Annotated in this window: 22 protein-coding genes; 11 read left to right on the top strand and 11 right to left on the bottom strand. The window is 70.8% G+C overall.

Going from position 1 to position 24,007, the window contains the following annotated elements:
* The first annotated feature begins 26 nt into the window (after positions 1-26).
* From deoC to ABZ193_RS35035, 3 genes are read left to right on the top strand one after another with little or no spacing between them, the layout of a single operon-like run.
* Positions 27-980 (top strand): deoxyribose-phosphate aldolase, encoded by a 954-nt coding sequence (gene deoC, locus ABZ193_RS35045; RefSeq protein WP_237339936.1) that lies wholly within the window; start codon positions 27-29, stop codon positions 978-980.
* Entirely contained in the window at positions 980-2,413 is a 1,434-nt protein-coding gene (locus ABZ193_RS35040; RefSeq protein WP_354712887.1) for an aldehyde dehydrogenase family protein, read from the top strand. The genes deoC and ABZ193_RS35040 overlap by 1 nt, the downstream gene beginning before the upstream one ends.
* Positions 2,406-3,266: an aldehyde dehydrogenase family protein gene (locus ABZ193_RS35035; RefSeq protein WP_123683912.1), complete on the top strand. Its 861-nt coding sequence runs from the start codon at positions 2,406-2,408 to the stop codon at positions 3,264-3,266. Before ABZ193_RS35040 ends, ABZ193_RS35035 begins: the two co-directional genes overlap by 8 nt.
* A gap of 40 nt (positions 3,267-3,306) precedes the next feature.
* Here ABZ193_RS35035 and ABZ193_RS35030 read toward each other — a convergent pair whose 3' ends face one another.
* The gene (locus ABZ193_RS35030) at positions 3,307-3,945 is read right to left on the bottom strand and encodes a GNAT family protein (protein ID WP_354712888.1); all 639 of its coding nucleotides are present in this window, start codon (positions 3,943-3,945) and stop codon (positions 3,307-3,309) included.
* Positions 3,946-3,956: 11 nt separating this feature from the next.
* On the bottom strand, positions 3,957-4,589 hold the full coding sequence (locus ABZ193_RS35025; protein ID WP_020421814.1) for a TetR/AcrR family transcriptional regulator: 633 nt from the start codon (positions 4,587-4,589) through the stop codon (positions 3,957-3,959).
* A gap of 131 nt (positions 4,590-4,720) precedes the next feature.
* On the opposite strand from ABZ193_RS35025, the gene ABZ193_RS35020 reads away from it, so the two are divergent.
* Complete coding sequence (locus ABZ193_RS35020) at positions 4,721-5,905, top strand: cytochrome P450 (protein WP_020421813.1); 1,185 nt, start codon at positions 4,721-4,723, stop codon at positions 5,903-5,905.
* Between the two features lie 8 nt (positions 5,906-5,913).
* A complete protein-coding gene (locus tag ABZ193_RS35015) occupies positions 5,914-6,105 on the top strand; it encodes a (4Fe-4S)-binding protein (RefSeq protein WP_020421812.1) in 192 nt (63 codons plus the stop codon).
* On the opposite strand, the gene ABZ193_RS35010 is transcribed toward ABZ193_RS35015, so the two are convergent.
* The 4 genes from ABZ193_RS35010 to ABZ193_RS34995 are packed head-to-tail and all read right to left on the bottom strand — an operon-like array spanning position 6,106 to position 10,196.
* Positions 6,106-6,921: a carbohydrate ABC transporter permease gene (locus ABZ193_RS35010; protein WP_027936423.1), complete on the bottom strand. Its 816-nt coding sequence runs from the start codon at positions 6,919-6,921 to the stop codon at positions 6,106-6,108. It abuts the gene before it with no gap.
* A gap of 5 nt (positions 6,922-6,926) precedes the next feature.
* Positions 6,927-7,862 (bottom strand): sugar ABC transporter permease, encoded by a 936-nt coding sequence (locus tag ABZ193_RS35005; protein WP_237339939.1) that lies wholly within the window; start codon positions 7,860-7,862, stop codon positions 6,927-6,929.
* On the bottom strand, positions 7,859-9,199 hold the full coding sequence (locus tag ABZ193_RS35000) for a sugar ABC transporter substrate-binding protein (protein ID WP_237339940.1): 1,341 nt from the start codon (positions 9,197-9,199) through the stop codon (positions 7,859-7,861). The genes ABZ193_RS35005 and ABZ193_RS35000 overlap by 4 nt, the downstream gene beginning before the upstream one ends.
* Entirely contained in the window at positions 9,192-10,196 is a 1,005-nt protein-coding gene (locus ABZ193_RS34995) for a zinc-dependent alcohol dehydrogenase family protein (RefSeq protein ID WP_020421808.1), read from the bottom strand. The genes ABZ193_RS35000 and ABZ193_RS34995 overlap by 8 nt, the downstream gene beginning before the upstream one ends.
* 136 nt (positions 10,197-10,332) lie before the next feature.
* Here ABZ193_RS34995 and ABZ193_RS34990 point away from each other — a divergent pair, with 136 nt between their 5' ends.
* Complete coding sequence (locus ABZ193_RS34990; RefSeq protein ID WP_237339949.1) at positions 10,333-11,274, top strand: sugar-binding domain-containing protein; 942 nt, start codon at positions 10,333-10,335, stop codon at positions 11,272-11,274.
* 383 nt (positions 11,275-11,657) lie between these two features.
* Here the strand turns inward: ABZ193_RS34990 and ABZ193_RS34985 are convergent, their stop codons facing one another.
* Positions 11,658-12,920, bottom strand: coding sequence for a cytochrome P450 (locus ABZ193_RS34985; protein ID WP_354712886.1), 1,263 nt, complete (start codon positions 12,918-12,920; stop codon positions 11,658-11,660).
* A gap of 154 nt (positions 12,921-13,074) precedes the next feature.
* On the opposite strand from ABZ193_RS34985, the gene ABZ193_RS34980 reads away from it, so the two are divergent.
* The gene (locus ABZ193_RS34980) at positions 13,075-14,349 is read left to right on the top strand and encodes a hypothetical protein (protein ID WP_354712885.1); all 1,275 of its coding nucleotides are present in this window, start codon (positions 13,075-13,077) and stop codon (positions 14,347-14,349) included.
* 280 nt (positions 14,350-14,629) lie between these two features.
* Here ABZ193_RS34980 and ABZ193_RS34975 read toward each other — a convergent pair whose 3' ends face one another.
* Positions 14,630-17,140 (bottom strand): DEAD/DEAH box helicase, encoded by a 2,511-nt coding sequence (locus tag ABZ193_RS34975; RefSeq protein WP_237339943.1) that lies wholly within the window; start codon positions 17,138-17,140, stop codon positions 14,630-14,632.
* Between the two features lie 108 nt (positions 17,141-17,248).
* Here ABZ193_RS34975 and ABZ193_RS34970 point away from each other — a divergent pair, with 108 nt between their 5' ends.
* On the top strand, positions 17,249-18,508 hold the full coding sequence (locus tag ABZ193_RS34970) for a hypothetical protein (RefSeq protein WP_020421804.1): 1,260 nt from the start codon (positions 17,249-17,251) through the stop codon (positions 18,506-18,508).
* 4 nt (positions 18,509-18,512) lie between these two features.
* Here the strand turns inward: ABZ193_RS34970 and ABZ193_RS34965 are convergent, their stop codons facing one another.
* A complete protein-coding gene (locus ABZ193_RS34965; protein ID WP_237339944.1) occupies positions 18,513-19,268 on the bottom strand; it encodes an amidohydrolase family protein in 756 nt (251 codons plus the stop codon).
* A 67-nt stretch (positions 19,269-19,335) separates the two neighbouring features.
* Here ABZ193_RS34965 and ABZ193_RS34960 point away from each other — a divergent pair, with 67 nt between their 5' ends.
* Entirely contained in the window at positions 19,336-19,698 is a 363-nt protein-coding gene (locus ABZ193_RS34960; protein WP_237339945.1) for a MerR family transcriptional regulator, read from the top strand.
* Here the strand turns inward: ABZ193_RS34960 and ABZ193_RS34955 are convergent.
* Together ABZ193_RS34955 and ABZ193_RS34950 are read right to left on the bottom strand one after the other, a co-directional pair.
* Positions 19,664-20,857, bottom strand: a complete 1,194-nt coding sequence (locus tag ABZ193_RS34955) for an MFS transporter (protein ID WP_237339946.1) — start codon at positions 20,855-20,857, stop codon at positions 19,664-19,666. The genes ABZ193_RS34960 and ABZ193_RS34955 overlap by 35 nt on opposite strands.
* Positions 20,858-20,934: 77 nt before the next feature.
* Complete coding sequence (locus tag ABZ193_RS34950) at positions 20,935-22,035, bottom strand: adenosine deaminase (protein WP_027936420.1); 1,101 nt, start codon at positions 22,033-22,035, stop codon at positions 20,935-20,937.
* 216 nt (positions 22,036-22,251) lie between these two features.
* On the opposite strand from ABZ193_RS34950, the gene ABZ193_RS34945 reads away from it, so the two are divergent.
* Both ABZ193_RS34945 and ABZ193_RS34940 read left to right on the top strand, forming a co-directional pair.
* Entirely contained in the window at positions 22,252-23,400 is a 1,149-nt protein-coding gene (locus ABZ193_RS34945; RefSeq protein ID WP_027936419.1) for a hypothetical protein, read from the top strand.
* A gap of 63 nt (positions 23,401-23,463) precedes the next feature.
* Complete coding sequence (locus ABZ193_RS34940) at positions 23,464-23,841, top strand: VOC family protein (protein ID WP_354712884.1); 378 nt, start codon at positions 23,464-23,466, stop codon at positions 23,839-23,841.
* Positions 23,842-24,007 lie beyond the last annotated feature (166 nt).

Genomic DNA, 24,007 nt, shown 5'->3' with positions numbered 1-24,007 from the left:
CGCGGTAGCCCAGCTAGCCTGGGCGGGTGAGCGCACCCACCCTGCCGGCCGCTCTCGCCGACGCCATCCGCGACGACGCGAGCCTCCGGCGCTTCCTGCACGGCCTGCCCGGTGTGGACCAGGTCGGGGTCGAGGCCCGGGCCACCGCCCTGGCGACCCGCAGCATCAAGAAGTCCAGCAAGCTCTGGGCCATCGACACCGCGATCTCGATGGTCGACCTGACCACGCTCGAGGGCGCCGACACGCACGGCAAGGTCCGCGCGCTGACCGCGAAGGCCCGCCGCCCCGACCCGGAGCGGCCGGACACGCCGCAGGTCGCCGCGGTGTGCGTGTACCCGGACCTCGTCGCGACGGCCGTCGACGGGCTCAAGGGCACCGGCATCGGCGTCGCGAGCGTCGCCACGGCCTTCCCCTCGGGGCGGTCGTCCCGGCAGGTGAAGCTCGCCGACGTGGCGCTGGCCGTGGAGTCCGGCGCCACCGAAGTCGACATGGTGATCGACCGGGGCGCGTTCCTCGAAGGCCGCTACGGCGAGGTGTTCGAGGAGATCCAGGCGATCAAGGCCGCCTGCGGGAACGCGCACCTGAAGGTCATCCTCGAGACCGGCGAGCTGGTCACCTACGACAACGTGCGCCGCGCCTCCTGGCTGGCCCTGCTGGCTGGCGGCGACTTCATCAAGACCTCCACCGGCAAGGTCTCCCCCGCCGCGACGCTGCCCGTCACGCACGTGATGCTGCAGGCCGTCCGCGACTGGTTCACCACCACCGGCGAGCTGCGCGGCGTCAAGCCGGCCGGCGGCATCCGCACCACCAAGGACGCGATCAAGTACCTCGTCGCCGTGCACGAGGTCGCGGGCGAGCAGTGGCTCACCCCGGAGCTGTTCCGCTTCGGCGCGTCCAGCCTGCTCAACGACCTGCTGCTGCAGCGGCGCACCCAGCACGACGGCCACTACAGCGGCCCCGACTACGTGGCGGTGGACTGATGCCTGCCTTCGAGTACGCGCCCGCGCCCGAGTCGCGCGACCTGGCGAACCTCAAGCCGAGCTACCGGCCGTTCATCGACGGCGAGTTCGTCGACGGCGGCGGCGAACCGCTCAAGACCGTCAACCCGGCGACCGAGGAGGTCCTGGCCGAGGTCTCCACGGCGAGCGCCGCCGACATCGACACCGCGGTGAAGGCCGCGCGCAAGGCGTTCGAGAAGACCTGGGGCCCGATGCCGGGCAGCGAGCGCGCGAAGTACCTGTTCCGCATCGCGCGGCTGATCCAGGAACGCTCGCGTGAGCTGGCGGTGCTGGAGACGCTGGACAACGGCAAGCCGATCAAGGAGTCCCGCGACTCGGACCTGCCGCTGGTCGCCGCGCACTTCTTCTACCACGCGGGCTGGGCCGACAAGCTCGACTACGCGGGATACGGGCCGGACCCGAAGCCGCTGGGCGTCACCGGGCAGATCATCCCGTGGAACTTCCCGCTGCTGATGCTGGCGTGGAAGATCGCGCCCGCGCTGGCCACCGGCAACACCGTGGTGCTCAAGCCGGCCGAGACGACGCCGCTCACCGCGCTGGTGTTCGGCGAGATCTGCCAGCAGGCCGGGCTGCCGCCGGGGGTGGTGAACATCCTGCCGGGCGCCGGCGACGTCGGCGCGCGGCTGGTCGGGCACCCGGGCATCGACAAGATCGCGTTCACCGGGTCGACCGAGGTCGGCAAGCAGATCCAGCGCCAGGTCGCGGGCACGCCCAAGCGGCTCACGCTGGAGCTGGGCGGGAAGGCGGCGAACGTGGTCTTCGACGACGCGCCGCTGGACCAGGCCGTCGAGGGCATCGTCAACGGCATCTTCTTCAACCAGGGCCACGTGTGCTGCGCCGGTTCGCGCCTGCTCGCGCAGGAGTCGGTCGCCGAGGAGCTGCTGGACAAGCTGCGGCACCGCATCACGACGCTGCGGCTGGGCGACCCGCTGGACAAGAACACCGACGTCGGCGCGATCAACTCGGCCGAGCAGCTGACCAAGATCCGCGAGCTGGCCGACTCCGGCGAGGCCGAGGGCGCGCAGCGGTGGACCAGCCCGTGCCCGGTGCCCGACCGCGGGTTCTTCTTCGCGCCCACCGTGTTCTCCGGCGTGCACCAGTCGATGCGGATCGCGCGCGAGGAGATCTTCGGGCCGGTGCTGTCGGTGCTCACCTTCCGCACGCCGGACGAGGCGGTCGCGAAGGCCAACAACACGCCCTACGGGCTGTCCGCCGGGATCTGGAGCGAGAAGGGCTCGCGGATCCTGTGGACGGCGAACCGGCTGCGCGCCGGCGTGGTCTGGGCCAACACGTTCAACCGCTTCGACCCGGCGGCGCCGTTCGGCGGCTACCAGGAGTCGGGCTTCGGCCGCGAGGGTGGCCGCACCGGTCTGGAGGGATACCTGGATGTCTGAGCGGGTGACCGTCGCGAAGACGTACAAGCTGTTCATCGGCGGCAAGTTCCCGCGCTCGGAGTCCGGCCGGGTGTACCCGGTGACCGACAGCAAGGGCAACTTCCTCGCCAACGCCGCGCACGCCTCGCGCAAGGACGTACGGGACGCGGTGGTGGCCGCGCGCAAGGCGTTCCCCGGCTGGTCGGGCGCGACCGCCTACAACCGCGGGCAGGTGCTGTACCGGGTCGCGGAGGTGCTGGAGGGGCGCCGCGACCAGTTCGTCGCCGAGGTCGGGGCCGCCGAGGGGCTGTCCGGGCGGCGCGCCGAGGCGGTCGTGGACGCCGCGATCGACCGCTGGGTCTGGTACGCGGGGTGGACGGACAAGGTGGCGAGCGTGCTGGGCGCGGCGAACCCGGTCGCCGGGCCGTACTTCTCGTTCACCGTGCCGGAGCCGACCGGGGTGGTCGGGATCCTCGCGCCGCAGAAGTCGTCGCTGCTCGGGCTGGTGAGCGTGCTGGCGCCGGCGCTGGCGACCGGCTGCACGGCGGTCGTGGTGAGCAGCGCGGAGCGGCCGCTGCCCGCGATCACGTTGTCCGAGGTGCTGGCGACGTCCGACCTGCCCGGCGGGGTGGCGAACATCCTCACCGGGCGCGCCGCGGAGCTCGGCCCGTGGCTGGCCTCGCACGGCGACGTGAACGCGCTGGACCCGACGGGCGCCGAGGACCGCGCGGAACTGGCCCGCGAGGCAGCCGGGACGGTGAAGCGCGTGCTGGCCGTGCCCGCGGAGGAGCCGGACTGGACGCAGCGCCCGGACATCGCCCGGCTGCGGCGCTACCTGGAGGCGAAGACCGTCTGGCACCCGATGGGTGTCTAGGGACGCGGCCGCGTGGCTGCCGGGCGGTCGCGCGGCCGGACTAGCGGTCGCGGTGCCGTCCGCGGGGGCGCCAGTGCCGTCCCCGCGAACTGGGCGCCGGGAAGTCCGGGTGGATCTCCGCGAACTCGGTGTCCGTGATGCCCATCAGCACCAGGTACTTCACGCCGTCGCGGGACAGTTCGGTGTCGCGGACGCGGCCCTCCTCGCGGAAGCCGAGCCCGGCGTGCATCGACAGCGACGCCACGTTGCCGCCGTAGATGCTGACCTCGCACTTCCGGTAGCCGCGCTCGCCGAACATGAAGCGCAGCAACGTGATCACCGCGTCGCCGGCGTAACCGCACCGCCGGTGCTGCGGCCCGATTCCGATGCCGTAGCTGAACCGGTCCGGCGAATCCGCCTCGGTCGCCGACAGCGAGCCCACCACGAGACCGCCGCGCAGGGTCTCGATCGCGAAGTGGAAGTCGGCTTCGGCGCGGTGCGCCGCCCAGTGCCGGTACTCCCCGACGCGGCGGGTGTCCGCGGCCTCCCGGTCGAAACCGGCCAGCCTGCGCTGATCGGCAGGCGTGATCACCCGCAGCCGCACCTTCCGCCCGGCGCGCGCGGGCACGCCGGCCCAGACCGGGGCGCGGTAGCGCGCCAGGTCGAGACGGGGCGGAGGCATCACCATCGCGAGCACCATACCGGTACCCGTCAAGAAATCCGGAGGTCCTCACCGGTGATCGGGCGGCCCGGCAACGGGCTAGCGGAACTCGACCGCAGCCCGTCGAGCATGAGGGCCGCGGCACGTTCGAAGGCCAGCAGCGCGGGGTCGTCCACCGCCGGCGGCTGTCGCAGCACCAGCGAAAACAGGATGGCGACGTCGCCGGTCCCGACGTCGGCGCGGACCGATCCCTCGGCCTGCGCCGCCTGCACGATGGCGTCCAGCTCCGCCAGCAGCGCGTCGCGGGACGCGGCGGTTTCCGGGTCGCGTTTGAGGATTTCCCTCGCCCGCTCGGAAACCAGCGCCAGCTGGACGCTGGCCTGCAGCTGGTGCGACCGCCCGATGACCCGCACCAGCGCGTCGAACGCCGTCGGCTCCTCGGCCGCCGCTTCCCGTGCGTCGGCGAGTACCTGCGCGAAGCTCTCCCGCGCGACCGCCCGGATGAGGGCCTCCCGGTCGGGGAAGCGCCGGTAGAGCGTGCCGACGCCGACTCCGGCGGCGCGCGCGATCTCCTCCATCGGCACGTCCGGGCCCGCTGCGGCGAACACCTGGCGGGCGGCGGCGACGATCTGGTCGCGGTTGCGCTGGGCGTCCGCGCGCAGCCGCGTTTCCGAAGCCGTCATGTCGTTCCTCTCCGTCACCCCCGCGAGATTCTCTCACCCGAACGTAGGTGGACGAAAAACTTCCACATCAGTACGTTGGCGATAAGTGGACGACATCCTTCCACATTTTGTCCGGATTGGGGTGCAACACCGTGACCGCTCAGCTTCCCGCCACACTGCCCATCACCCGCGGCTGCCCGTACGCGCCGCCGGATGAGCACCGCCGACTGCGGGACGAGGCGCCGATCCAGCGGGTGACGCTGCCCAGCGGCGAGACGGCGTGGGCGATCACCCGGCACGAGGACATCCGGGCGATGCTGACCGACCCGCGGTTCAGCTCCGACCGGCGCAACCCGAACTTCCCGCTGCTGATCAAGGGACAGCGGATCAACACCGGGTTCCGCGCGTCGCTGATCGGGATGGACCCGCCGGAGCACGGCCCGGCGCGGCGCAAGGTGGTCGGCGAGTTCACCGTGCGGCGGATGGAGGCGCTGCGCCCGCGCATCCAGGAGATCGTCGACCAGCACATCGACGCGATGCTCGCCGGCCCCAAGCCGGCCGACCTGGTGAAAGCGCTCTCCCTGCCGGTGCCGTCACTGGTCATCTGCGAGCAGCTCGGCGTCCCGTACGCCGACCACGAGTTCTTCCAGCTGCACTCGTCCCGCCTGCTCAGCCGGGTCACGCCGCCTGAGGAGCGCAAAGCGTCGATCGACGCGCTGCGCGACTACCTGGGCGAGCTGATCGAGCGGAAGGCGCAGGAACCGGCCGACGACCTGCTGAGCCGCCAGCTCGACAAGCAGGACGACCGCGAAGAGCTGGTCAGTCTGGCGTTCCTGCTGCTCGTCGCCGGGCACGAGACCACGGCGAACATGATCTCGCTGGGCACCATGGCGTTCCTGGAGCGCCCGGAGGACATCCGGAAGATCCAGGAGGACCCGTCGAAGACGCTGCCCGCGGTCGAGGAACTGCTGCGGTACTTCACGATCGCGGAGTTCGCGGTGTCCCGTGTGGCGGTGGAGGACGTCGAGCTCGGCGGGGTGCTCATCAAGGCAGGCGAGGGCGTGGTGCCGCTGAGCAACCTCGCGAACCGCGACCCAGACGCGTTCGACCACCCCGAGGAGCTGGACATCGAGCGCGGCGCGCGACACCACCTCGCGTTCGGTTTCGGCGCGCACCAGTGCCTCGGCCAGAACCTCGCGCGGATGGAGCTGCAGATCGTGTTCGACACGCTGTTCCGGCGGATCCCCGGCCTGCGGCCCGCCGTGCCGCTGGACTCCCTGCCGTTCAAGGACGACGCGAGCGTCTACGGTATCCACGAGTTCCCGGTGACCTGGTAGGAGGAGCCATGCGCATCGTCGCGGACACCGATCTCTGCATCGGCGCGGGCCAGTGCGTGCTGACCGAACCGGAGGTGTTCGACCAGGACGACGACGGCACGGTCGTGGTACTGGTCGAAAACCCCGAGGGCGGGCAGGTGGACAGCGCCCGCGAGGCGGTCAAGCTGTGCCCCGCCATGGCGCTGTCCCTGCAGGAGTAGCTACTTCACCGCGCCCATCGAGAGACCGCGGACCAGGTGGTTCTGCGCGATCCACCCGACGATCATCACCGGCAGCGAGGCCAGCAGCGCGGCCGCGGACAGCTGCGCCCAGTACAGGCCCTCGCTGGTGATGAAGCCGACGAGGAACACCGGCACCGTGCCGGCCCGCGCCGCCGTCAGGTTGACCGCGTAGAAGAACTCGGTCCACGAGAAGATGACGCAGATCAACGCGGTCGCCGCGATGCCGGGCGCGACCACGGGCAGGATCACCCGGTACAGCAGTGTCGGGAGGTTCGCCCCGTCGACGCGCCCGGCCTCGATCATCTCGGTGGGCACCTCGAGGAAGAACGAGCGCATCATCCAGATCGCCAGCGGCAGGTTCATCGCCGTGTAGAGGATGACCAGCGCCCACACGTTGTCTAGCAGCTGCGTGCGCTGCGAGATCACGTACAGCGGGATGATCGCGGCCACGACCGGCAGCATCTTCGTGGACAGGAAGAACCCGAGCACGTTGCTGGTCTTGGGCACCGGGGCGAGCGACAGCGCGTACGCCGCCGGGACGCCCAGGAGCAGCACGATCAGCGTGGACAGGATCGTCACAAACGCCGAGTTGCCGAGGTAGGGCAGGAACCCGCGCTCGAAGATGCTGGCGAACTGGTCCAGTGTCGGGGTGAACGCGATCCGCGGCGGATCGGTGTAGGCGTCGGCCTCCTGCTTGAAGGCGGTCAGCACCATCCAGATCAGCGGGAACACGAAGAGGATCGCGACCACCCAGGTCGCGGTGGTCAGTGAGGCGGGACCGAGCCGCCTGCGCAGGGTGCTCACTTCACGACCCCCTTGCTCACGTCGAACGCGCGGAACATCAGGCGCAGCGCGAAGGTCGCGACGATCAGCGTCAGTACCACCACGACGACGCCCATCGCCGAGGACTGGCCGATGTCGAAGCCCTGGAACGCGCGCTGGTAGATGTAGTACGGCAGGTTCGTGCTCGCGGTGCCCGGACCGCCCTGGGTCATCAGGAAGATCGCGTCGAAGCTGTTCACGATGTAGATCGCGCCCAGCAGCACCGACAGCTGCAGGTACCGGGACAGGTGCGGCAGCGTGATCGACGCGAACGTCCGCCACCGGCCCGCGCCGTCGACCTGCGCGGCCTCCAGCACGTCCTTCGGCTGGCTCTGCAGGCCGGCCAGGATCAGCAGCATCATGAACGGCGTCCACTGCCACACGACCTGCGCCATGACCGAGGCGAGCGGGAACTCCGACAGCCAGTCGGTTTCGCCGCCGAAGACGAAGTTGAGCAGCCCGTAGGTCGGGTCGAACATCGTCGTCTTCCACAGCAGCGCGCCCGCCGCGGGCAGGATGAGGAACGGCGTGATCAGCAGCGTCCGCACCACGCCGCGGCCGAGGAACTTGCGGTCCAGCAGCAGCGCCAGGCCGAGCCCGAGCAGCAGCGCGACGAACACGCACACCACGGTCAGGACGACCGTGTTGAGCATCGCGCCGCGGAACTGCGAGTCGGCGAACACGTCGGCGTAGTTCTGGAACCCCACGAAGTGCTGCGAGCCGGGCCGCACGAGGTTCCACGACTGGAACGAGTAGACCACCGTCAGGATGAACGGGATCTGGGTCACCACGATGGTGAACAACAGCGCGGGCAGCAGGGGCGCCCGGCGGGCCCAGGCTCCGGTGCCCTTGCGCTTCTCCGGTTTCGCTTCGACTCTCTGTCCACTTGCGACTGTGGGCGCAACGGCGGTCATTTCGTCTCCCGGTAGGAATCGCCGACGGTCTGCGCGTACTCCTGCGACTGCTCGATGGCCTCGTCGACGGTGATCTGCCCGGCGATCGCGGCCGAGAGCTCCTGGCTGACCCGGGTGCCCAGGTCCTGGAACTCGGGGATGCCCACGAACTGGATGCCCGGGTAGGGCACCGGCTTGGTCATCACCTTGCGCTGGTCGGCCGCGTCGATGCCGTCCAGCGTCGGCTGGGCGTAGGCCTTCGCGGCCTCGGCGTACTCGGGGATCCGGTAGGTGGAGAACCGGCACCCCGGCGGGACCCGGTTCCAGCCGTAGGTCTTGCCGACGGTCTGCACGAACTCCTTGTTCGTCATCCACTGCAGGAACTTCCAGGCGTCCTGCTTGTTCTTGCCGACCTTCGGGATCGCCAGCGCCCAGGTGTAGAGCCAGCCACTCGCCTCGGTCTTCACCACCGGCGCGGCGACGTAGCCGGACTTGCCGACGACCTTGCTCGACTCCGGGTCCTCGTTCGTCCCGGCCATCACGGTCGCGTCGTACCACATCGCGGCCTGGCCCTGGCCGTAGCGCGTGCCGCACTCGGAGAACCCGGCGCTGGAGGCGCCGACCTCGCCGTGCTCGCGGACCAGGTTCACGTAGAAGTTCGCGGCCTCGCGGAACTCCGGCGTGTCCAGCTTCGCGTTCCAGTCCTGGTCGAACCACTGCGCGCCGAAGGTGTTGGCGACGGTGGTGAACGGCGCGAGGCTTTCGCCCCAGCCGGGCTTGCCGCGCAGGCAGATGCCGGCGACACCGGCTTGCGGGTTGTCCAGCTTCGCGGCGAAGTCGGCGATCTGCTGCCACGTCGGGTGCTCCGGCATGGTCAGCCCGGCCTGCTCGAACAGGTCCTTGCGGTAGGCCAGGAACGACGACTCGCCGTAGAACGGCACCGCGTACATCGAGCCCTGGTAGGACAGCGAGTCGCGGATGCTCGGGATGAAGTCGGCCGGGTCGTAGCCGGGGCTGGCGTCGATGTAGGGCTGCAGGTTCTCCAGCCAGCCGTTGGCCGCCCACTGCGGGGTCTCGTAGTTGCTGATCATCACCGCGTCGAACTCGCCGCCCTGGGTGGCGGTCGAGGCGGTGATCTTCGCGCGCGCCTGGTTCTCCGGCAGCGACACGAACTTGAGCTTGACGCCCGGGTTCGCCGCCTCGAACTCGTGCGACAGCGAAATGGCGTCGTTCATCTGCGGGTTCGCCACGATCGCGATGACCAGGGTGTTGCCGCCCGCGCCAAGCGCGCCGGCGCCCGCGCAGCCGGTCAGGGTCAGCAGCGCGGCGACCGCGAGGAGTGCCAGCCGCTTACGCATCCGTGGCCCCCGGCAGCACCTGCACCTTCAGACCCGCACCACTGCGCATCAGGTCCAGCGCGTCCGGGAACCGCTCCAGCGGCAACGCGTCGGTCAGCAGGGCTTTCGTGTCGATCGCGCCGGAGGCCACCAGGTCCAGCGCGGCGCCGTAGGAGTGCAGAACAGCCATCGATCCCACCACCGTGATCTCGTCGTTGTAGATCCGGAACGGCGAAAGCGCGACACGTGCCTCCGCCGGGGCGACGCCGAAGACGAGCAGACGCCCGCCGCGGCGCAGCGCGTCGAACGCGGCCTCGATCGCCGGGGCCGCACCGGTGCAGTCGGCCGCCGCGTCGAACCGCTCACCGTCCAGTTCGGACACATCGGTGGCGACGGCGTGCGCACCGAGGTCCTTCGCCCGCGGCAGGCGGGACGCGTTGCGGTCGACGACCGTGACGCGCGCGCCTGCCCGCTGCAGGAGCATCTGCATGACCAGGCCCATCGTCCCGGCGCCGACGACCAGGAAGTGCTCGCCCGCCTCGACCCCGATGCGCCGGACGCCGTGCACCGCGCAGGACACCGGCTCGACGAGGGCGCCCTCCTGCCAGGACAGGTGGTCGGGCAGGCGGTAGCAGGTGCTCGCCGGGACTGCGACGTACTCGGCGAAGGCGCCGTTGACGGTGTCGCCGGTGGCGCCCCAGTTCTCGCAGAGGTTGCCGTGGCCGGCGCGGCACGGGTCGCAGTAGCCGCAGAACAGGGACGGGTCGACGGCCACGCGGTCGCCGACCTGCCACCCGCCGGGGACGTTCTCGCCGATCTCGACGATCTCGCCGGCGAACTCGTGGCCGGGGACGATCGGGTAGGGCGTCGGGGGGAAGTGGCCGTCGGCGATGTGCAGGTCCGTGCCGCAGATGCCGCACGCGCCGACCTTGATCACGACGTCGCGCTCCCCCGGCGTGGGATCGGGAACCTCGCCGACCCTGATGGAACCCGGCTGATCGACGATGGCGGCCCGCATGCCGTCTCACCTCTTCCTGCGCTCATCTGAGCGCCTCACGACTTTGTGGTCACATGTCTGGTCATGCATTAGAGGGGTTTTGGTGGTTTCTCGTCAACGGAGCTGGCGCTATAGTGCTCAGATGAGCGAGACTGGCATGCTGGACGGGCTCACCGCGACGCTGGTGGCGCACCGGTTCTACGTGCTGGGGCAGTCCAAGATCGAAATCGCCGCCGACTTCGGGATCAGCAGGTTCAAGGTGGCGCGGCTGATCGACGCGGCGTTGTCGCAGGGCCTGGTGCGGGTGGAGTTCGCTCCCCCGGCGCCGGTCGACGTGCGGCTGTCCGACGAGCTGCGGTCCGCATACGGGCTGCGGCAGGCGTTCGTGCTCAATCGAGCGGCGAGCACGGGGCCGCGTCCGCAGGTGCGGCGGCAGATCGGGGCGTTCGCGGCGCAGCTGCTGTCGGAGACGGTCACCGAGGACGACGTGGTCGGGTTGTCGTGGGCGCGGTCGGTGAACGCGATGGCGGCGGCGGTGCGCCGGCTGCCGAAGTGCCCGATCGTGCAGTTGTGCGGGGTGCAGGCCGGGATGGACATGCGGGACCGGTCGGTGGAGACGGTGCGGCACGTGGCGGAGGTGTCGGGCGGGGACGCGTACCCGATCTACGGGCCGCTGGTGCTGCCGGACCGCCGGACGACGGAGATCCTGCGGCGGCAGCCGGGGATCGCGGAGACGTTCGCGCAGTTCCCGCGCCTGACGAAGGCCGTGGTGAGCATCGGCGCATGGCTGCCCGGCGAGTCGACGGTGTACGACGCGGTGTCCCCGGCCGAACGCGAGGCGATCACCGCGCGGGGCGCTCGCGCGGAGGTCGCGGCACGGCTGTTCGACGGCGAGGGGAAGCCGCTGTCGACCGGGCTGGCGCACCACGTGCTGGCAATCGACACGGCGGAGCTGCTGAAGGTGCCCGAGGTGATCGCCCTCGGTTACACGGCGCCGAAGGCGGAGGCCATCGACGCCGTGCTGCGGTCGGGGTTGGTGTCGACGCTGATCACGGACACGCCCGCCGCGGAAGGCGCGCTGCGCCTCCGCCAGGGCTGACCGGCTACTTCACCCACTCTGGGGTGCCGGGTCCGCCACGCCCGGGCACTGTGCTGGCCGGCACCATGGCGGCTACTCGCGACACCGCGTTGGCCGTTCCATGCCCGGTCCCGACCGCTCCCGGCGGCGTCTTGGCACTCCCGGCGCCGCGCCGGCCCTGCGCCGTGGTGGCCATTCCCGGCAGCGTGTTGCCCTTCCGCGCGGAGATTTCGCCGTCTACGGCGCCCAGTTGTCACGGCCGGCTTCGCTCCCGGCACTGATCAAGCCGCCGCGGGGGCCGCAGGTGTCGGCCATCCCGGCCGTGTTCGCCCCTCCGGGCAGCGAGTTGGCCGCTCCCCCGGCATGTTCGCCACTCGCGGCGGCGAACCTGCCTCCCGGGACCGCTACTTCACCCGCACCGGCAGCGTGTCCACGCCGTAGACGATCGACGTCCGCCGGTAGCTCAACTGCTCCGGCTCGACGTCCAGCCGCAGGTCCGGGAAGCGCCGCACCAGCGCCGGGTACGCGGCACGCAGCTCCATGCGCGCCAGCTCCGCCCCGATGCACCGGTGCGCGCCCCAGCCGAAGGCCAGGTGCTGCGTCGCCGGGCGGGCGGGGTCGAAGGACTCCATGCCGTCGCCGAGGACGGCGTCCCGGTTGGCCCCGCTCAGCGACACGAACACGATGTCGCCCTTGGCGATCTCCTGCCCGCCGACCGTGACGTCCTCGCGCGCGAACCGCGGGAACGCCACCTGCACCACCGTCAGGTACCGCAGCAGCTCCTCGACGAAATCACGCGCGGCGTCGTCGGAGTCGCGCACCAGTTCGAACGCCCGCCGGTCGCGCAGCAGCACGATCGCGCCCAGCGCCAGCATGCTCGCCGTCGTCTCCAGGCCGCCGGTCAGCACACCGTCGGCGAGACCGGCCAGCTCCTGGTCGGAGATGTTGTCGCCGTGCTCCTTGACCAGCATGCCGAGCAGACCGTCACCGGGCTCGACGCGCTGCTTCTTCACGATTTCGAGCAAATAGGACAGTGACTCCGAGATCGCCCCGAACGAGGCGCCCGCACCGGCGAACAGGTCGAACCGGACCGTGCTCAGCCGCTGGAAGTCGTCACGGTCCTCATAGGAGACCCCGAGCAGTTCGCAGATCGTCAGCGACGGGATCGGCAGCGCGAACGACTGCATCAGGTCGACGGTGCCGCCGTCCTTCTCCATCGCGTCCAGCTGCTCGGCGATGATCTCGTCGATGCGGGGCGTGAGGCGGTTCAGCCGCCGCATCGTGAACTCCGGCGTCAGCATCTTGCGCAGGCGCGTGTGGTCCGGCGGGTCCGCGAACCCGAGCCCGCCGGGGTTCTGCTCGGCGGAAAGCCCCGCCTTGCCGACGAGGTTGGTGTAGTCGTTGCTGAACTTGTCCGTGGCGGCGAGCACTTCCTTCGCCTCGCCGTACCCGGTGACCAGCCACGCGGTGATGCCGAAGGGCAGCGGCAACTTGCTGACCGGCGCCTCCGCCCTGGTGGCGCCCAGTTCGGGCACGGGGTCCAGGCCGTCACGGCGCAGCGGCATGAGCGCGGAATCAGGCAGGACCGAGAGGTCGAAGCCCTTTTTCTGCGCTCTGGCGAGGTAACGGCGGCCCACCCAGGAAACCACACGTGCGCGAAGCCCCATGGCCGCAGATTACACGCGGAGTCCGACGATTCCGGCGTCGCAAGAGAAGTCACTCGCGCAGGTGGTGCAGGTCACCCACTAGGTCGGTGTCTGGTCTGGACCCGGGTGGGGCGGGTACATCGTGGCGTCACGACAACCAGGGGAGTGAGCCGTAATGCCTGACAGGGCCCGCCTCGGGACGGTCGCCGCCGCGGTGTGCGTCCTCCTGCCGTTCGGCCCGGCGGTGGCGAACGCCGCGCCGGCCGAAACCGTGCTCGCGCAGGAGCAGCTCAGGAACATGCCGCAGGGGCTGTGGGGGCTGCTGGGGTTGCTGGGACTGTTCGGCCTCGTGGGGCTGGCCCGCCGCGGGCCGAAGCGCAACGCCAAGAACCCGCTGGCCGGCTACTCCGGCGAGGACGAGGTGGCCCAGGGACGTCACCAGGCACCCGCGCCGCGCGGTGGGTCGCCGATGGACATCCTGCCCGGGCAGAACCCGCAGGTCGAGCGCCCACCGGCGGTCGCGATGGACGCGGCGGGGCAGCGGCCGGAGGCAGCCGCGCCGATGCCCGACCCGCGACGGCCGGTGAGCAAGACGCCGGCCGACGTGCCGATGCCGTCGTACATGTCCTCGCCGTATTCCGCGGAGAGCCAGCCGGCGCACAGCTCGACGGGAGCGGCTTACGGTTCCGGCGAGATGCCCGGCGGGGCTCAGTACGGGGATGGCAGGTCGGCGATGTTCGCCTCGGGTGACATGCCCGCCGCGGCTCAGTCCAGCTACGCCTCCGGGGAGATGCCCGCCGCGGCGCAGACCGCCGATGGCAGGTCGACGGCGTTCGCCTCCGGCGAGATGCCCTCCGGAGCACAGCCCGGCTACGCCTCCGGTGACAGCAGGCCGGCGGCCGTCACCTCTGGGGAGATGGCCGCCGCGGCGCAGCCCAGCTACGCCTCGGGCGAGATGGCCTCCGGCTACGCCTCCGGCGAGAGCAGGCCGGTGACGTCCAGCTCCAGCGACATGCCGTCCGGCTACGCGGCCACGGATGGGACCCGGCCGGCCTACGGCTCCGCGGACGTCCAGCCCGCAGGCCAGTCACCCGCCTCCGGGGAGGTGCCCTCGGCGGCACAGGCGTGGGCGAGCACGGACACGCCGTCCGGGGCGCAGCCCGCCCCCGAGATCCCGTCCCCGGCGCAGCCCTACGCGCCCGGGCGGCAGCCCGCGTACGCCGCCGCGGAGGCGCAGGTCGCCTCGCCGATGGACGTCGCGCCCACGGCCCCGACGCCGGCGCTGTACCGCCGCAACCCGGAGCCGTTCCCGCAGACCGACCAGGACCCGCCGCCGCAACAGCCCGCGGTCCCGCAGCAGCAGGGCACTTTCGCCGGCCTGCCGCGCTACCCGGAAACCGCCGCCCCCGAGCCCGGCCCGCCCGACACCGGCCCCCGGCACCGGCGTTGAGGGGTGGCTCCTGGCCGCGGCCTGCCGCGGCCAGGAGCCACCGGACCTACCGGCGGTAGCGCGCCCGGGATGCAAGTTCGAGTAGCTCCGCAGCAAGCTGGGCAAGACCGCCAGCCGCACGCCGGGCACCCCGGCCGCGCGGCGGCAACACCGCCAGCCGCACGCCGGACAGCACCACCATCCACGCGCCGGACACCCCCGCCGCACGCCGGACACCACCCCCAACCGCGCGCGGGACAGCACCGCCAGCCGCGCCGGTCCACGTCAGCCGCGAGGGGCCTCAGCCTCCGAGTTGGTCCACCGCCGTCACGCGGACCACCGCTGCGCCGGCCTCGTCGGAGGCCGCCAGGTCCACCTCGGCGCTGATGCCCCAGTCGTGGTCGCCCGCGGGGTCGTCGAAGATCTGCCTCACCCGCCAGACCTCGGGCTCCTTCTCGATGATCAGCATCGCCGGGCCGCGGGCGTCCGCCCCGGTTTCGATCCGGTCGTGCTGCTCGTAGTAGGCCTCGAGCGCGGCTTCCCACTCGATGTCGTTCCAGCCGGACGCCGCGTCCAGCTCCCCCAGCTCCGCGTACGCCCGCCGGGCGGCCAACTCGACGCGCCGGAACATCTGGTTGCGCACCAGCACCCGGAACGCCCGCTCGTTGCCCGTGACCGGCGGCGGCTTCTCCGGCAGGCGCTCCGCGGGCACCGGCTCCTCCCCCGGATGCCGCAGCGCCTCCCACTCGTCCAGCAGGCTCGAGTCGACCTGGCGCACCATCTCGCCGAGCCACGCGATCAGGTCCTCCAGCGGCTCGGTCTTCGCCTCGTCCGGCACCGTGCGCCGCAGCGCGTCGTAGGTGTCCGCCAGGTACCGCAGCACCAGGCCCTCCGACCGCGCGAGCGAATAGAAGTTGATGTACTCGACGAAGTTCATCGCCCGCTCGTACATGTCCCGCACGACCGACTTCGGCTTCAGCTCGTAGTCGGCGACCCACGGGTGCCCGCGCCGGTACGTCTCGTAGGCCGCCTCCAGCAGCTCCTCCAGCGGCTTCGGGTACGTCACCTCGTCGAGCAGCGCCATCCGCTCCTCGTACTCGACGCCCTCCGCCTTCAACGCCGCGACCGCCTCGCCGCGCGCCTTGAACTGCTGCTGCGACAGCACCGGCCGCGGGTTCTCCACTGTGGACTCGATCACCGACACCACGTCCAGCGCGTACGTCGGCGACTCGGTGTCCAGCAGCTCGATCGCGGCCAGCGCGAACGGCGACAGCGGCTGGTTCAGGGCGAAGTCCAGCTGCAGGTCCATCGTCAGCCGCACGATCCGGCCCGTCGAGTCCGGTTCGGACAGCCGTTCGACGACGCCCGCGGCCACCAGCGCGCGGTAGATCGCGATGGCCCGGCGGATGTGCTTGCGCTGCGACGGCCGGTCCTCGTGGTTGTCCTCCAGCAGGTGCCGCATGTGCTCGAACGCGTTGCCCGGCCGCGAGATCACGTTCAGCAGCATCGCGTGGCTCACCTGGAAACTCGACGTCAGCGGCTCGGGCGGCGACGAGATCAGCCGCTCGAACGTGCTCTCCGTCCAGTTGACGAACCCCTCGGGCGCGCTCTTGCGGACGATCTTGCGCTTCTTCTTCGGGTCGTCTCCCGCCTTCTGCAGCGCCTTCGCGTTCTCGATCACGTGGTCCGGCGCCTGCACGACCACGTACCCGTCGGTGTCGTACCCGGCCCGGCCCGCGCGCCCGGCGATCTGGTGGAACTCGCGTGCCTTGAGGTGCCGCTGGCGCACCCCGTCGTACTTGGTCAGCGCCGAGAACACCACCGTGCGGATCGGCACGTTGATGCCGACGCCGAGCGTGTCCGTCCCGCAGATCACCTTCAGCAGCCCGGCCTGCGCGAGCTGCTCGACCAGCCGCCGGTACTTGGGCAGCATGCCGGCGTGGTGCACGCCGATGCCGTGCCGCACCAGCCGCGACAGCGTCTTGCCGAACCCGGCGGAGAACCGGAAGTCCCCGATGGCCTCGGCGAGCGCGTCCTTCTCGGCGCGGGTGGTGACGTTGATGCTCATCAGGGCCTGCGCCCGCTCGATCGCGGCGGCCTGCGAGAAGTGCACGACGTAGACCGGGGCCTGCCCGCCGGTGAGCAGTTCGGTCATCGTCTCGTGCAGCGGGGTGAGCGCGTACCGGTAGGTCAGCGGCACCGGCCGCTGCGCCGACGTGACCACCGCGGTGGTGCGGCCGGTGCGACGGGTCAGGTCCTTCTCGAAGAAGGTGACGTCACCGAGGGTGGCCGACATCAGCACGAACTGCGCGTTCGGCAGCTCCAGCAGCGGCACCTGCCACGCCCAGCCACGGTCCGGCTCGCTGTAGAAGTGGAACTCGTCGGCCACGACCTGGCCGACCGGGGCGTCGGCACCGAACCGCAACGCGATGTTCGCCAGGATTTCCGCCGTGCAGCAGATGATCGGGGCATCCGGGTTGACCGCGGAGTCGCCGGTCATCATCCCGACGTTGTCGGCGCCGAAGATCTCGATGAGCTGGAAGAACTTCTCCGAGACCAGCGCCTTGATGGGCGCGGTGTAGTAGCTCCGCAGGCCGTGGGCCATCGCGGTGAAGTGCGCACCCACCGCGACCAGGCTCTTTCCCGAGCCGGTCGGGGTGGACAGGATCAGGTTGGCGCCGGAGACGACCTCGATCAGCGCCTCTTCCTGCGCCGGGTACAGCTCGAGCCCGCGTTCGGCCGTCCAGGCCGAAAACGTCTCGAACAGCGTGTCGGGATCGGGATCCGCTGGTAGGAGGTCTGAGAGGCTCATCGTGGGTACCATCGTGCCACCCGCGGCCGGAGAGCAGATGGGGCCCATCGCGGCCGGTCCCGTCAAGCCGTAGGCTTCCCACACACAGGTGTAATCCGGAGGGCTTTCATGGCACAGGACATCGTCCCGATCGAACTCGGGCTGCCGCAGGGGGACCTGGTGACCCTCTGGGCCCCGCGCTGGCGGGAGGACGGCGAGGAGTGGGAGGCCTTCCTCGGTGACGAGGAGGATCTGTACGCCTTCCCCGACGCCGCGCACCTGGCCGCGTTCGTCCGCACCGCCGAGCAGCACGACCTGATCGACCACCCGGCGTGGAACGCGGTCCCGGCGCTGAACGTGCCGGAGCTGATCCCCGACGACGACCACTCCTACGACCTGGTCGGCGTGCCCGAGCTGGTCGCCGAGGACCCGGACTCGTGGACGATCAGCGAGCTGGCCGAGATCGTCGGCATCGTGCGCTCGCTGGCCGACGTGTGCGAGCTCGACGAGGTCCACGAGGTGCTGGACGCCACCGAGGGCTTCTCGCTGCTGGAGCAGGGCAGGCTGCCGTTCACCGGCCGCGAGGGCGAGCGCCTGTGGAACGACCTGTCCGAGGCCGTGTCCGAGAAGTGGGACACCGTGCTGGACGCGATCGACGGCCTGGTCAAGGTGCCGGACGTGGACGCCGGTGTGCTCGAGCAGACCGCCGAGGAGCTGGCCACCTTCCTGGAGGAGTCGGCCGAGGCCGAGGTCGAGTCCGAGCAGGCCGACGAGGACCTCGACACGGTCGAGAGCACCGACGCCGACGACGAGGAAGAAGAGGACGTCCCGGTCGGTTTCTGGGGCGAGGTCGGCATCGACCCGATCAAGATCATCACCGCCGGCGACGAGTACTACTCGCTGCGGTGCTACCTGGACGACGAGCCGATCTTCCTGGGCAGCGACGGCCGGATCGACGTGTTCAAGTCGGAGAAGGCGCTCGCGCGGGCGCTGGCCGACTCCGCCGCGTTCGCCGACTCCGACCTGGCCGAGGTGTCCACTTGGGACGAGGTGCTCGCCAAGGCCACCGCGGGTGAGCTGGAGGTCGAGGTCGACACCGAGAACACCTACGTGCTGGCCGGCCTGGACGAGGACCTGGCCGAGGGCCCGGACGCGATCGACCCGACGCAGCTGGACCTGGCGGTCGAGCTGCTCACCGACGCCGCGGACTGGGCGGGCGACGACACGGTGGCCGCCGCACTGTCCACTTCGGAGAGCCTGGGGTGGCTGGTGTCGTTCGTGCTGAAGCCGGACCCGGGCCGGCTCGCGCCGAGCGCCCCGTTCGACACCGAGCAGAGCGAGTGGCGCAAGCTGGTGGAGGCCTTCGAGAACCGGCTGCGGGTGCACTGACCCGTCACGGACCGAGCAGGCGCGCCGCGTTCCCACCGAGGACCGCGGCGCGCACTGTTTCCGACGGCGTGACGCGCTCGACCAGCGCGCGGGCCAGCGCCGGGTCGCCGTAGGGCGCGTCCGAGCCGAACAGCGTCCGGTCCGGCACCTCCGCGATCGCCAGCCGCACGGAGAACACCAGGCTCGCCGTCGACAGCTCCAGCCAGAGGTTCGGGGTCTCGCGGACGAGCTCGATCGCGTCGATCCAGTGCGTCCCGCCGAGCTGGCTGATCACCAGCGGCGTCCACGGGTACTTCCGCGCGAGCGCGCCGATGGTCGCCAGGTCGTCGGCGGTGGTCGGGGCCGCGCCGTGGACCACCACCGGCAGGCCGTCGGCGGCGCGGAGCACCGGTTCCAGCAGGTCGGCGCGGCCGGGCGGCGGGGTGAGCTCGCCGATGCCGTGCCACATCCGGCCGGTCTCCTCGACCGCGGCTGCCACGTCCGGCCCGGACAGGTCCACCGAGCCGAAGCCGAGGAACCGGTCCGGGTGCGCGGCCACCGCGTCATCCAGTTCGCGCAGGGCCGCGGCCCTGCCGTCGCCGCTGCCGGCCAGGCTCTGCGACAGCACGGCCATCTCCGCCTTCAGCTCGTCCAGTGTCATCGCGCGTTCGGGGTGCGGGCGGGTCGCGAACAAGATCGCTTTGTCGACACCGGCCTCGTCGAGGAGGGTGAGGTGCTTCTCGACCGGGTCGTGCACATGGCTGTGAGCGTCGATGATCAAGGTCTTCCTCCGGGAATCGTGGTACTCCCGGCAGTGTTGATCCCTGACATGGTGGGAAGGTCAAGTGATGCTGATCGGTGAGCTCGCTAGGCGCACCGGGACGACCGAGCGGCTGCTGCGGTACTACGAGCGCGTGGGGTTGCTGACCGCTCAGCGCCGCGACAACGGGTACCGCGAGTACGACCCCGGCGCGGTCGAGCGCGTCCGGCAGATCCGCGAACTGCTCACCGTCGGCCTGCCCACCCGGGAGATCCGCCGCATCATCGACTGCGCCAACCCGGACGGCACGCTGGACGCCTGCCCCGGCGTCCTGGACACCCTGCGCGCCCGGCTCACCGAGCTGGACGCCCGCGCCGCGGAACTGACCGCCGCACGGGCCGCGCTCCGCCAGGCGATCACGACGACCGAGTCTCGGCTCGGACCGGCGTGAGGCCGATCGCCAGCACCGGGAACACCGCGGCGACGCAGAACGCCAGCGCGTAGCGGGAATCGCCGATCACCAGGCCCAGCAGGGGTGGCGTGAGGGACGCCGCGATGTTCTGCGCCGTGTTCTGGGTTCCCATCGCGCGCCCCGCCCAGTCGATCCCGGCCAGCTCCGCCGACGCGGTGAACCCGAGCCCGTTGTCCGCCACCGTGATCACCGCGGCCAGGACCAGCGCGAACAGCACCACCCACATCCAGCTCACGTCGCCGACGGCGACCAGCAGCATGACCGCCGCGCTCGCCATCGCCAGCTGCCGCATCGGGCGCAAGCGGCTGCCCACCCGGTCCGACCAGTACCCCGAGACCAGACGGCCGACCGCGCCCAACACCTGCACCGCCGCCAGGAACCACCCCGCCGCCAGCGCGCTCCAGCCATGCGCCGACACCAGGTACACCGGCGCGAACGCGGACACCGCGAACTGCGGCACCACCAGCAGCGCGCTCGCCCCGTGCAGCCGCCACAGCGTCGGCGTCCGGTACGGCGACGCCGGCTTCGGCGCGCCCGGCTTCTTCTCCGGCCGCGGCGGGTCGATCACCAGCCACGCCACCAGCGCGGCGACCACCAGCCCGAACACCGCCGGGAACAGCACCGCGGACTGGAAGCCCCAGTGCTGCGCCAGCGGCGGCAGGGCCAGCGCGGCGACGCCGACGCCGAGCGGCTGCGCGGTCTGCCGCACCCCCATCGCGGTGCCCCGCTCGTCCGGGCCGAACCAGCCCATCACCGCGCGCCCGCTGGCCGCGTTGACCGACGCGGTCAGCGCCCCGGCGAGCAGGAACAACGCGAACAGCACCCCGGTCGACGGCGTCACCAGCGAGGTGACCAGCAGCAGCGCCGACGACGTGCCGAGACCGATCGCCATGACCAGGCGCTCGCCGTAGCGGTCGGCCGCCGCGCCCCAGGCGATCAGCGTGAACAGCAGGCCGATGCTCGGCGCGGCGACGATCGTGCCCGCCTCCGCGAGCGTCAGCCCGGCCGCGCGCATCTCCGGCACCAGGAACGGGATGCCGTAGAGGAACGAGCAGCTCGCGGTCTGGGCCGCGAGGCCGAGCGCGAGGATGCCCCACCGGCGCCTACTCCTCGTGTCCAGCCCCGCTGCCCGGCTCATCGCGACCATCCCAAGATGTGAGAACTTGTTCTTACATCTTGGACTTTACTTGCCGACGCTAACGATCACAAGAGCTTTCAGACCAACTCGGCGTAGCCCGGTTTGATCACGTTGTTGATCAGGTCGAGCCGTTGATCGAAATCGAGGAACGCCGACTTCATCGCGTTGATCGTGAACCACTGGAAGTCGGACCACCCGTAGCCGAACGCGTCGGCGAGTGCGGCGAACTCGCTCGACATCGAGCAGCCGCTCATGAGCCGGTTGTCGGTGTTGACGGTCACCCGGAAGCGCAAGTCCGCGAGTAACCCGATCGGATGGTCGGCGATCGACGCGGCGGCGCCGGTCTGCACGTTGGAGGACGGGCAGATCTCCAGCGGGATGCGGCGGTCGCGGACGTAGCTCGCCAGCCGGCCGAGGTGGACCGTGCCGTCCGGATCGCGTTTGATGTCGTCCACGATCCGCACACCGTGCCCGAGCCGTTCGGCGCCACAATGCTGAATCGCCTCCCAAATGGAAGCGAGTCCGAACGCCTCACCGGCGTGAATGGTGAAATGCGCGTTATTGGTGCGCAGATATTCGAATGCGTCGAGGTTGCGAGTGGGCGGGAATCCGGCCTCCGGTCCCGCGATGTCGAACCCGGCCACTCCGGAGTCCCGGTAACGCACCGCGATCTCGGCGATCTCAGCCGCCCGGGCGTGCTGACGCATCGCACACAGCAAAGTACCCATTCGGATGACTTTTCCCTGCTGAGCGGCTCGACGCTCACCCTCCGCAAACCCCGCCTGGACGGCCTCGACGACCGCGTCCAGCGACAGGCCGCGCTCGACGAACAACTCCGGCGCGTAGCGCACCTCGGCGTAGACGACGCCGTCGTCGGCGAGGTCCTCCACGCACTCCGCGGCCACCCTGACCAGCGCTTCCTCGGTCTGCATCACGCCGCAGGTGTGGGCGAAGGTCTCCAGGTAGGACTCCAGGGAGCCGGAGTCGGCGGCGTCGCGGAACCAGCGGCTCAGCTCGGCCACGTCCGTCGTGGGCAGATCGCGGTACCCGAGGGCGTCGGCCAGTTCGATCACGGTCGCAGGACGGAGTCCTCCGTCGAGGTGATCATGGAGCAGTACCTTGGGCGCCCGCCGGATGTTTTCCATGGTCAGGGGCGCTCTGGTGGCGTTGTCGGACATGCTCCGACGGTACCCCCGCGGCGGTCACCTACATGGACGCGCGCGGTCGCGACTCTCAGCCTCCACTCAAGCTTCAGACCGCCGCCCGGCGGCTCGCATTCGGCCGGTCGGGGTGACCACGACGTTCCCGCCTTTACGGGGGCGATACCCAGAGCAATTCCGCAATGGTTAAGCTTCGCCCACGTCCCTCTTTCCCCGCCGACGAAGGACACCGAAGTGACCACTGATAACCACATTGGAGCTCCGTCCTTCGACCGGATGCGCAACATGCTGGTGCGCGCGGCCGAAGTCCGCGAGAGCGAGCAGCAGCAGATCTTCGACGCGCTCGACGACATCTACGCGCGGCTCGCTCCGGTCGACTCGCTGGGCGCCGTGCGCAAGCGGCTGTCGGAGCTGCCCGACCGCACCGAGGTCGGCGTGCTCGCCGAGCGCCTGGACGAGGCCATGTCGCGCCTGGAGGCGCAGGACAACGCGCTGGCGGACCTGGCGCGCGCGGTGGAGAGCATCGTCGACAAGCTGGCGAAGCCGTTCGCCCAGCTCGACGGCCGTCTCGACGGTGTGGCCGCCCGCTTCGAGGGTGTCGCGGGCCGGATGGACGGGCTCGAGGACAAGCTGGAGAACATCCACCGCCGCCTCGACGACCTGAACGGGCACCTGGACAAGCAGGACGCGAAGCTCGACGCGCTGCCGCAGGCCGTGCACGGGCCGGTGAAGGAGCGCATCGAGATGGCCGAGTCCATCCTGCGCGACCGGGTCGACTCGGGCATGAGCGAGCTGCGCGAGCGGGTGGACAACGGCGTCGGCGAGCTGCGTGAGCGCGTCGAGAACGGCCTGTCCGACCTGCGCGGCCGCGTGGACGAGGCGGACAACCAGCACCGCGAGCGCGTCGAGGCGGCCACGCAGGCCCTGCGCGGCGCGATCGACGAGACCGGCGAGATGCTGGACCCGACGGAGCGGCTGGAAGCGCTGTCCGCCCGGCTGGAGCAGATCACCGGCCGCCTGGACGACCTGGCCGGCCGGATCGACAAGGTCGACGAGGGTGTGGCCGCGCAGTTCGGCGACCTCGGCGGCGCGGTCAAGAGCGGTTTCTCGCGGGTCGAGGGCACGCTGTCCAGCCGCCCGGACACTGAGTCGGTGGGTTCCCTGGTGCGCCGCAGCAACGAGGAGTCGGAGCGGCGCATCGGCGGCCAGCTCGACGAGGCGATGGCGACGTTCGCGGAGCTGATGCTGGGTGGCGGCCCGTCGGTGCCGCAGATCGCCCCGCCGCCGCCCGCGCAGCGCCAGCCGCGCCGGGCCCGCAACGGCCGGGCGCCGAAGAACGCCGACGTGAAGCCCAAGTCCGAGGGCGACGACACCGAAGCCTGAGTTCTCGTGGATCGGCCCCGGGCGTGCCATGCCCGGGGCCTTTTCCGTGTCTAGGCTCGGGGCATGTTGCGGTTGGGAATCCCGGTGCTCGGTGTCGACGACCTCGCTCGGGCGGAGGCGTTCTGGACAGAGGCGCTCGGCCTGCGCGTGACGAGCGAGTGGGAGAACCCGAACTGGCGCACCCTCAGCGACGACGATGGTCCGGTGCTGGGGCTGATGCGCAGCGAGACCCCGGTGCAGCGCCACCCGCGGATCCACCTGGACCTGTTCGTGGAGTCGGCGGACGAGCAGGCCGCCGAGGTGGCCCGGCTGGTTGGCTTGGGGGCGGTGCAGGTGGACTGGGATCTGTATCCGGAGGACCCGGACTTCGTGGTGCTGGCCGCCCCCGAGGGAAACGTGTTCTGCATCGTGGACCTGGGCCACGATGCAGCGGCGACCTGAGGGCGGCTCTGGGGGGTGTTCGAACCGCAAGCCGGCAACGAAAAGCAAGCGACTACCCCAACCAGACCTCCCCCGCCCCCGATCCACAGCCGATCTTTGGTCGCCGACCAGCCGTGTCAAGGCACGCTTTCCCGCCATTAAACGGCAGCACGGGGACAAAAACACA

Origin of the sequence: Amycolatopsis sp. NPDC006125, assembly GCF_040614195.1 — a bacterium.
In the GTDB taxonomy this organism is placed as follows: domain Bacteria; phylum Actinomycetota; class Actinomycetes; order Mycobacteriales; family Pseudonocardiaceae; genus Amycolatopsis_E; species Amycolatopsis_E tucumanensis.
Note: the sequence above shows the minus strand (reverse complement) of the source record. Positions and strands in the feature narration are given on the sequence as shown.

Coding starts and splice junctions, on each gene's coding strand:
- ABZ193_RS35040 (WP_354712887.1), top strand. CDS start 980: ATGCCTGCCTTCGAGTACGCGCCCGCGCCCGAGTCGCGCGACCTGGCG.
- ABZ193_RS35035 (WP_123683912.1), top strand. CDS start 2,406: ATGTCTGAGCGGGTGACCGTCGCGAAGACGTACAAGCTGTTCATCGGC.
- ABZ193_RS35030 (WP_354712888.1), bottom strand. CDS start 3,945: ATGGTGCTCGCGATGGTGATGCCTCCGCCCCGTCTCGACCTGGCGCGC.
- ABZ193_RS35025 (WP_020421814.1), bottom strand. CDS start 4,589: ATGACGGCTTCGGAAACGCGGCTGCGCGCGGACGCCCAGCGCAACCGC.
- ABZ193_RS35015 (WP_020421812.1), top strand. CDS start 5,914: ATGCGCATCGTCGCGGACACCGATCTCTGCATCGGCGCGGGCCAGTGC.
- ABZ193_RS35005 (WP_237339939.1), bottom strand. CDS start 7,862: ATGACCGCCGTTGCGCCCACAGTCGCAAGTGGACAGAGAGTCGAAGCG.
- ABZ193_RS35000 (WP_237339940.1), bottom strand. CDS start 9,199: ATGCGTAAGCGGCTGGCACTCCTCGCGGTCGCCGCGCTGCTGACCCTG.
- ABZ193_RS34995 (WP_020421808.1), bottom strand. CDS start 10,196: ATGCGGGCCGCCATCGTCGATCAGCCGGGTTCCATCAGGGTCGGCGAG.
- ABZ193_RS34990 (WP_237339949.1), top strand. CDS start 10,333: ATGCTGGACGGGCTCACCGCGACGCTGGTGGCGCACCGGTTCTACGTG.
- ABZ193_RS34985 (WP_354712886.1), bottom strand. CDS start 12,920: ATGGGGCTTCGCGCACGTGTGGTTTCCTGGGTGGGCCGCCGTTACCTC.
- ABZ193_RS34980 (WP_354712885.1), top strand. CDS start 13,075: ATGCCTGACAGGGCCCGCCTCGGGACGGTCGCCGCCGCGGTGTGCGTC.
- ABZ193_RS34975 (WP_237339943.1), bottom strand. CDS start 17,140: ATGAGCCTCTCAGACCTCCTACCAGCGGATCCCGATCCCGACACGCTG.
- ABZ193_RS34970 (WP_020421804.1), top strand. CDS start 17,249: ATGGCACAGGACATCGTCCCGATCGAACTCGGGCTGCCGCAGGGGGAC.
- ABZ193_RS34960 (WP_237339945.1), top strand. CDS start 19,336: ATGCTGATCGGTGAGCTCGCTAGGCGCACCGGGACGACCGAGCGGCTG.
- ABZ193_RS34955 (WP_237339946.1), bottom strand. CDS start 20,857: ATGAGCCGGGCAGCGGGGCTGGACACGAGGAGTAGGCGCCGGTGGGGC.
- ABZ193_RS34950 (WP_027936420.1), bottom strand. CDS start 22,035: ATGTCCGACAACGCCACCAGAGCGCCCCTGACCATGGAAAACATCCGG.
- ABZ193_RS34940 (WP_354712884.1), top strand. CDS start 23,464: ATGTTGCGGTTGGGAATCCCGGTGCTCGGTGTCGACGACCTCGCTCGG.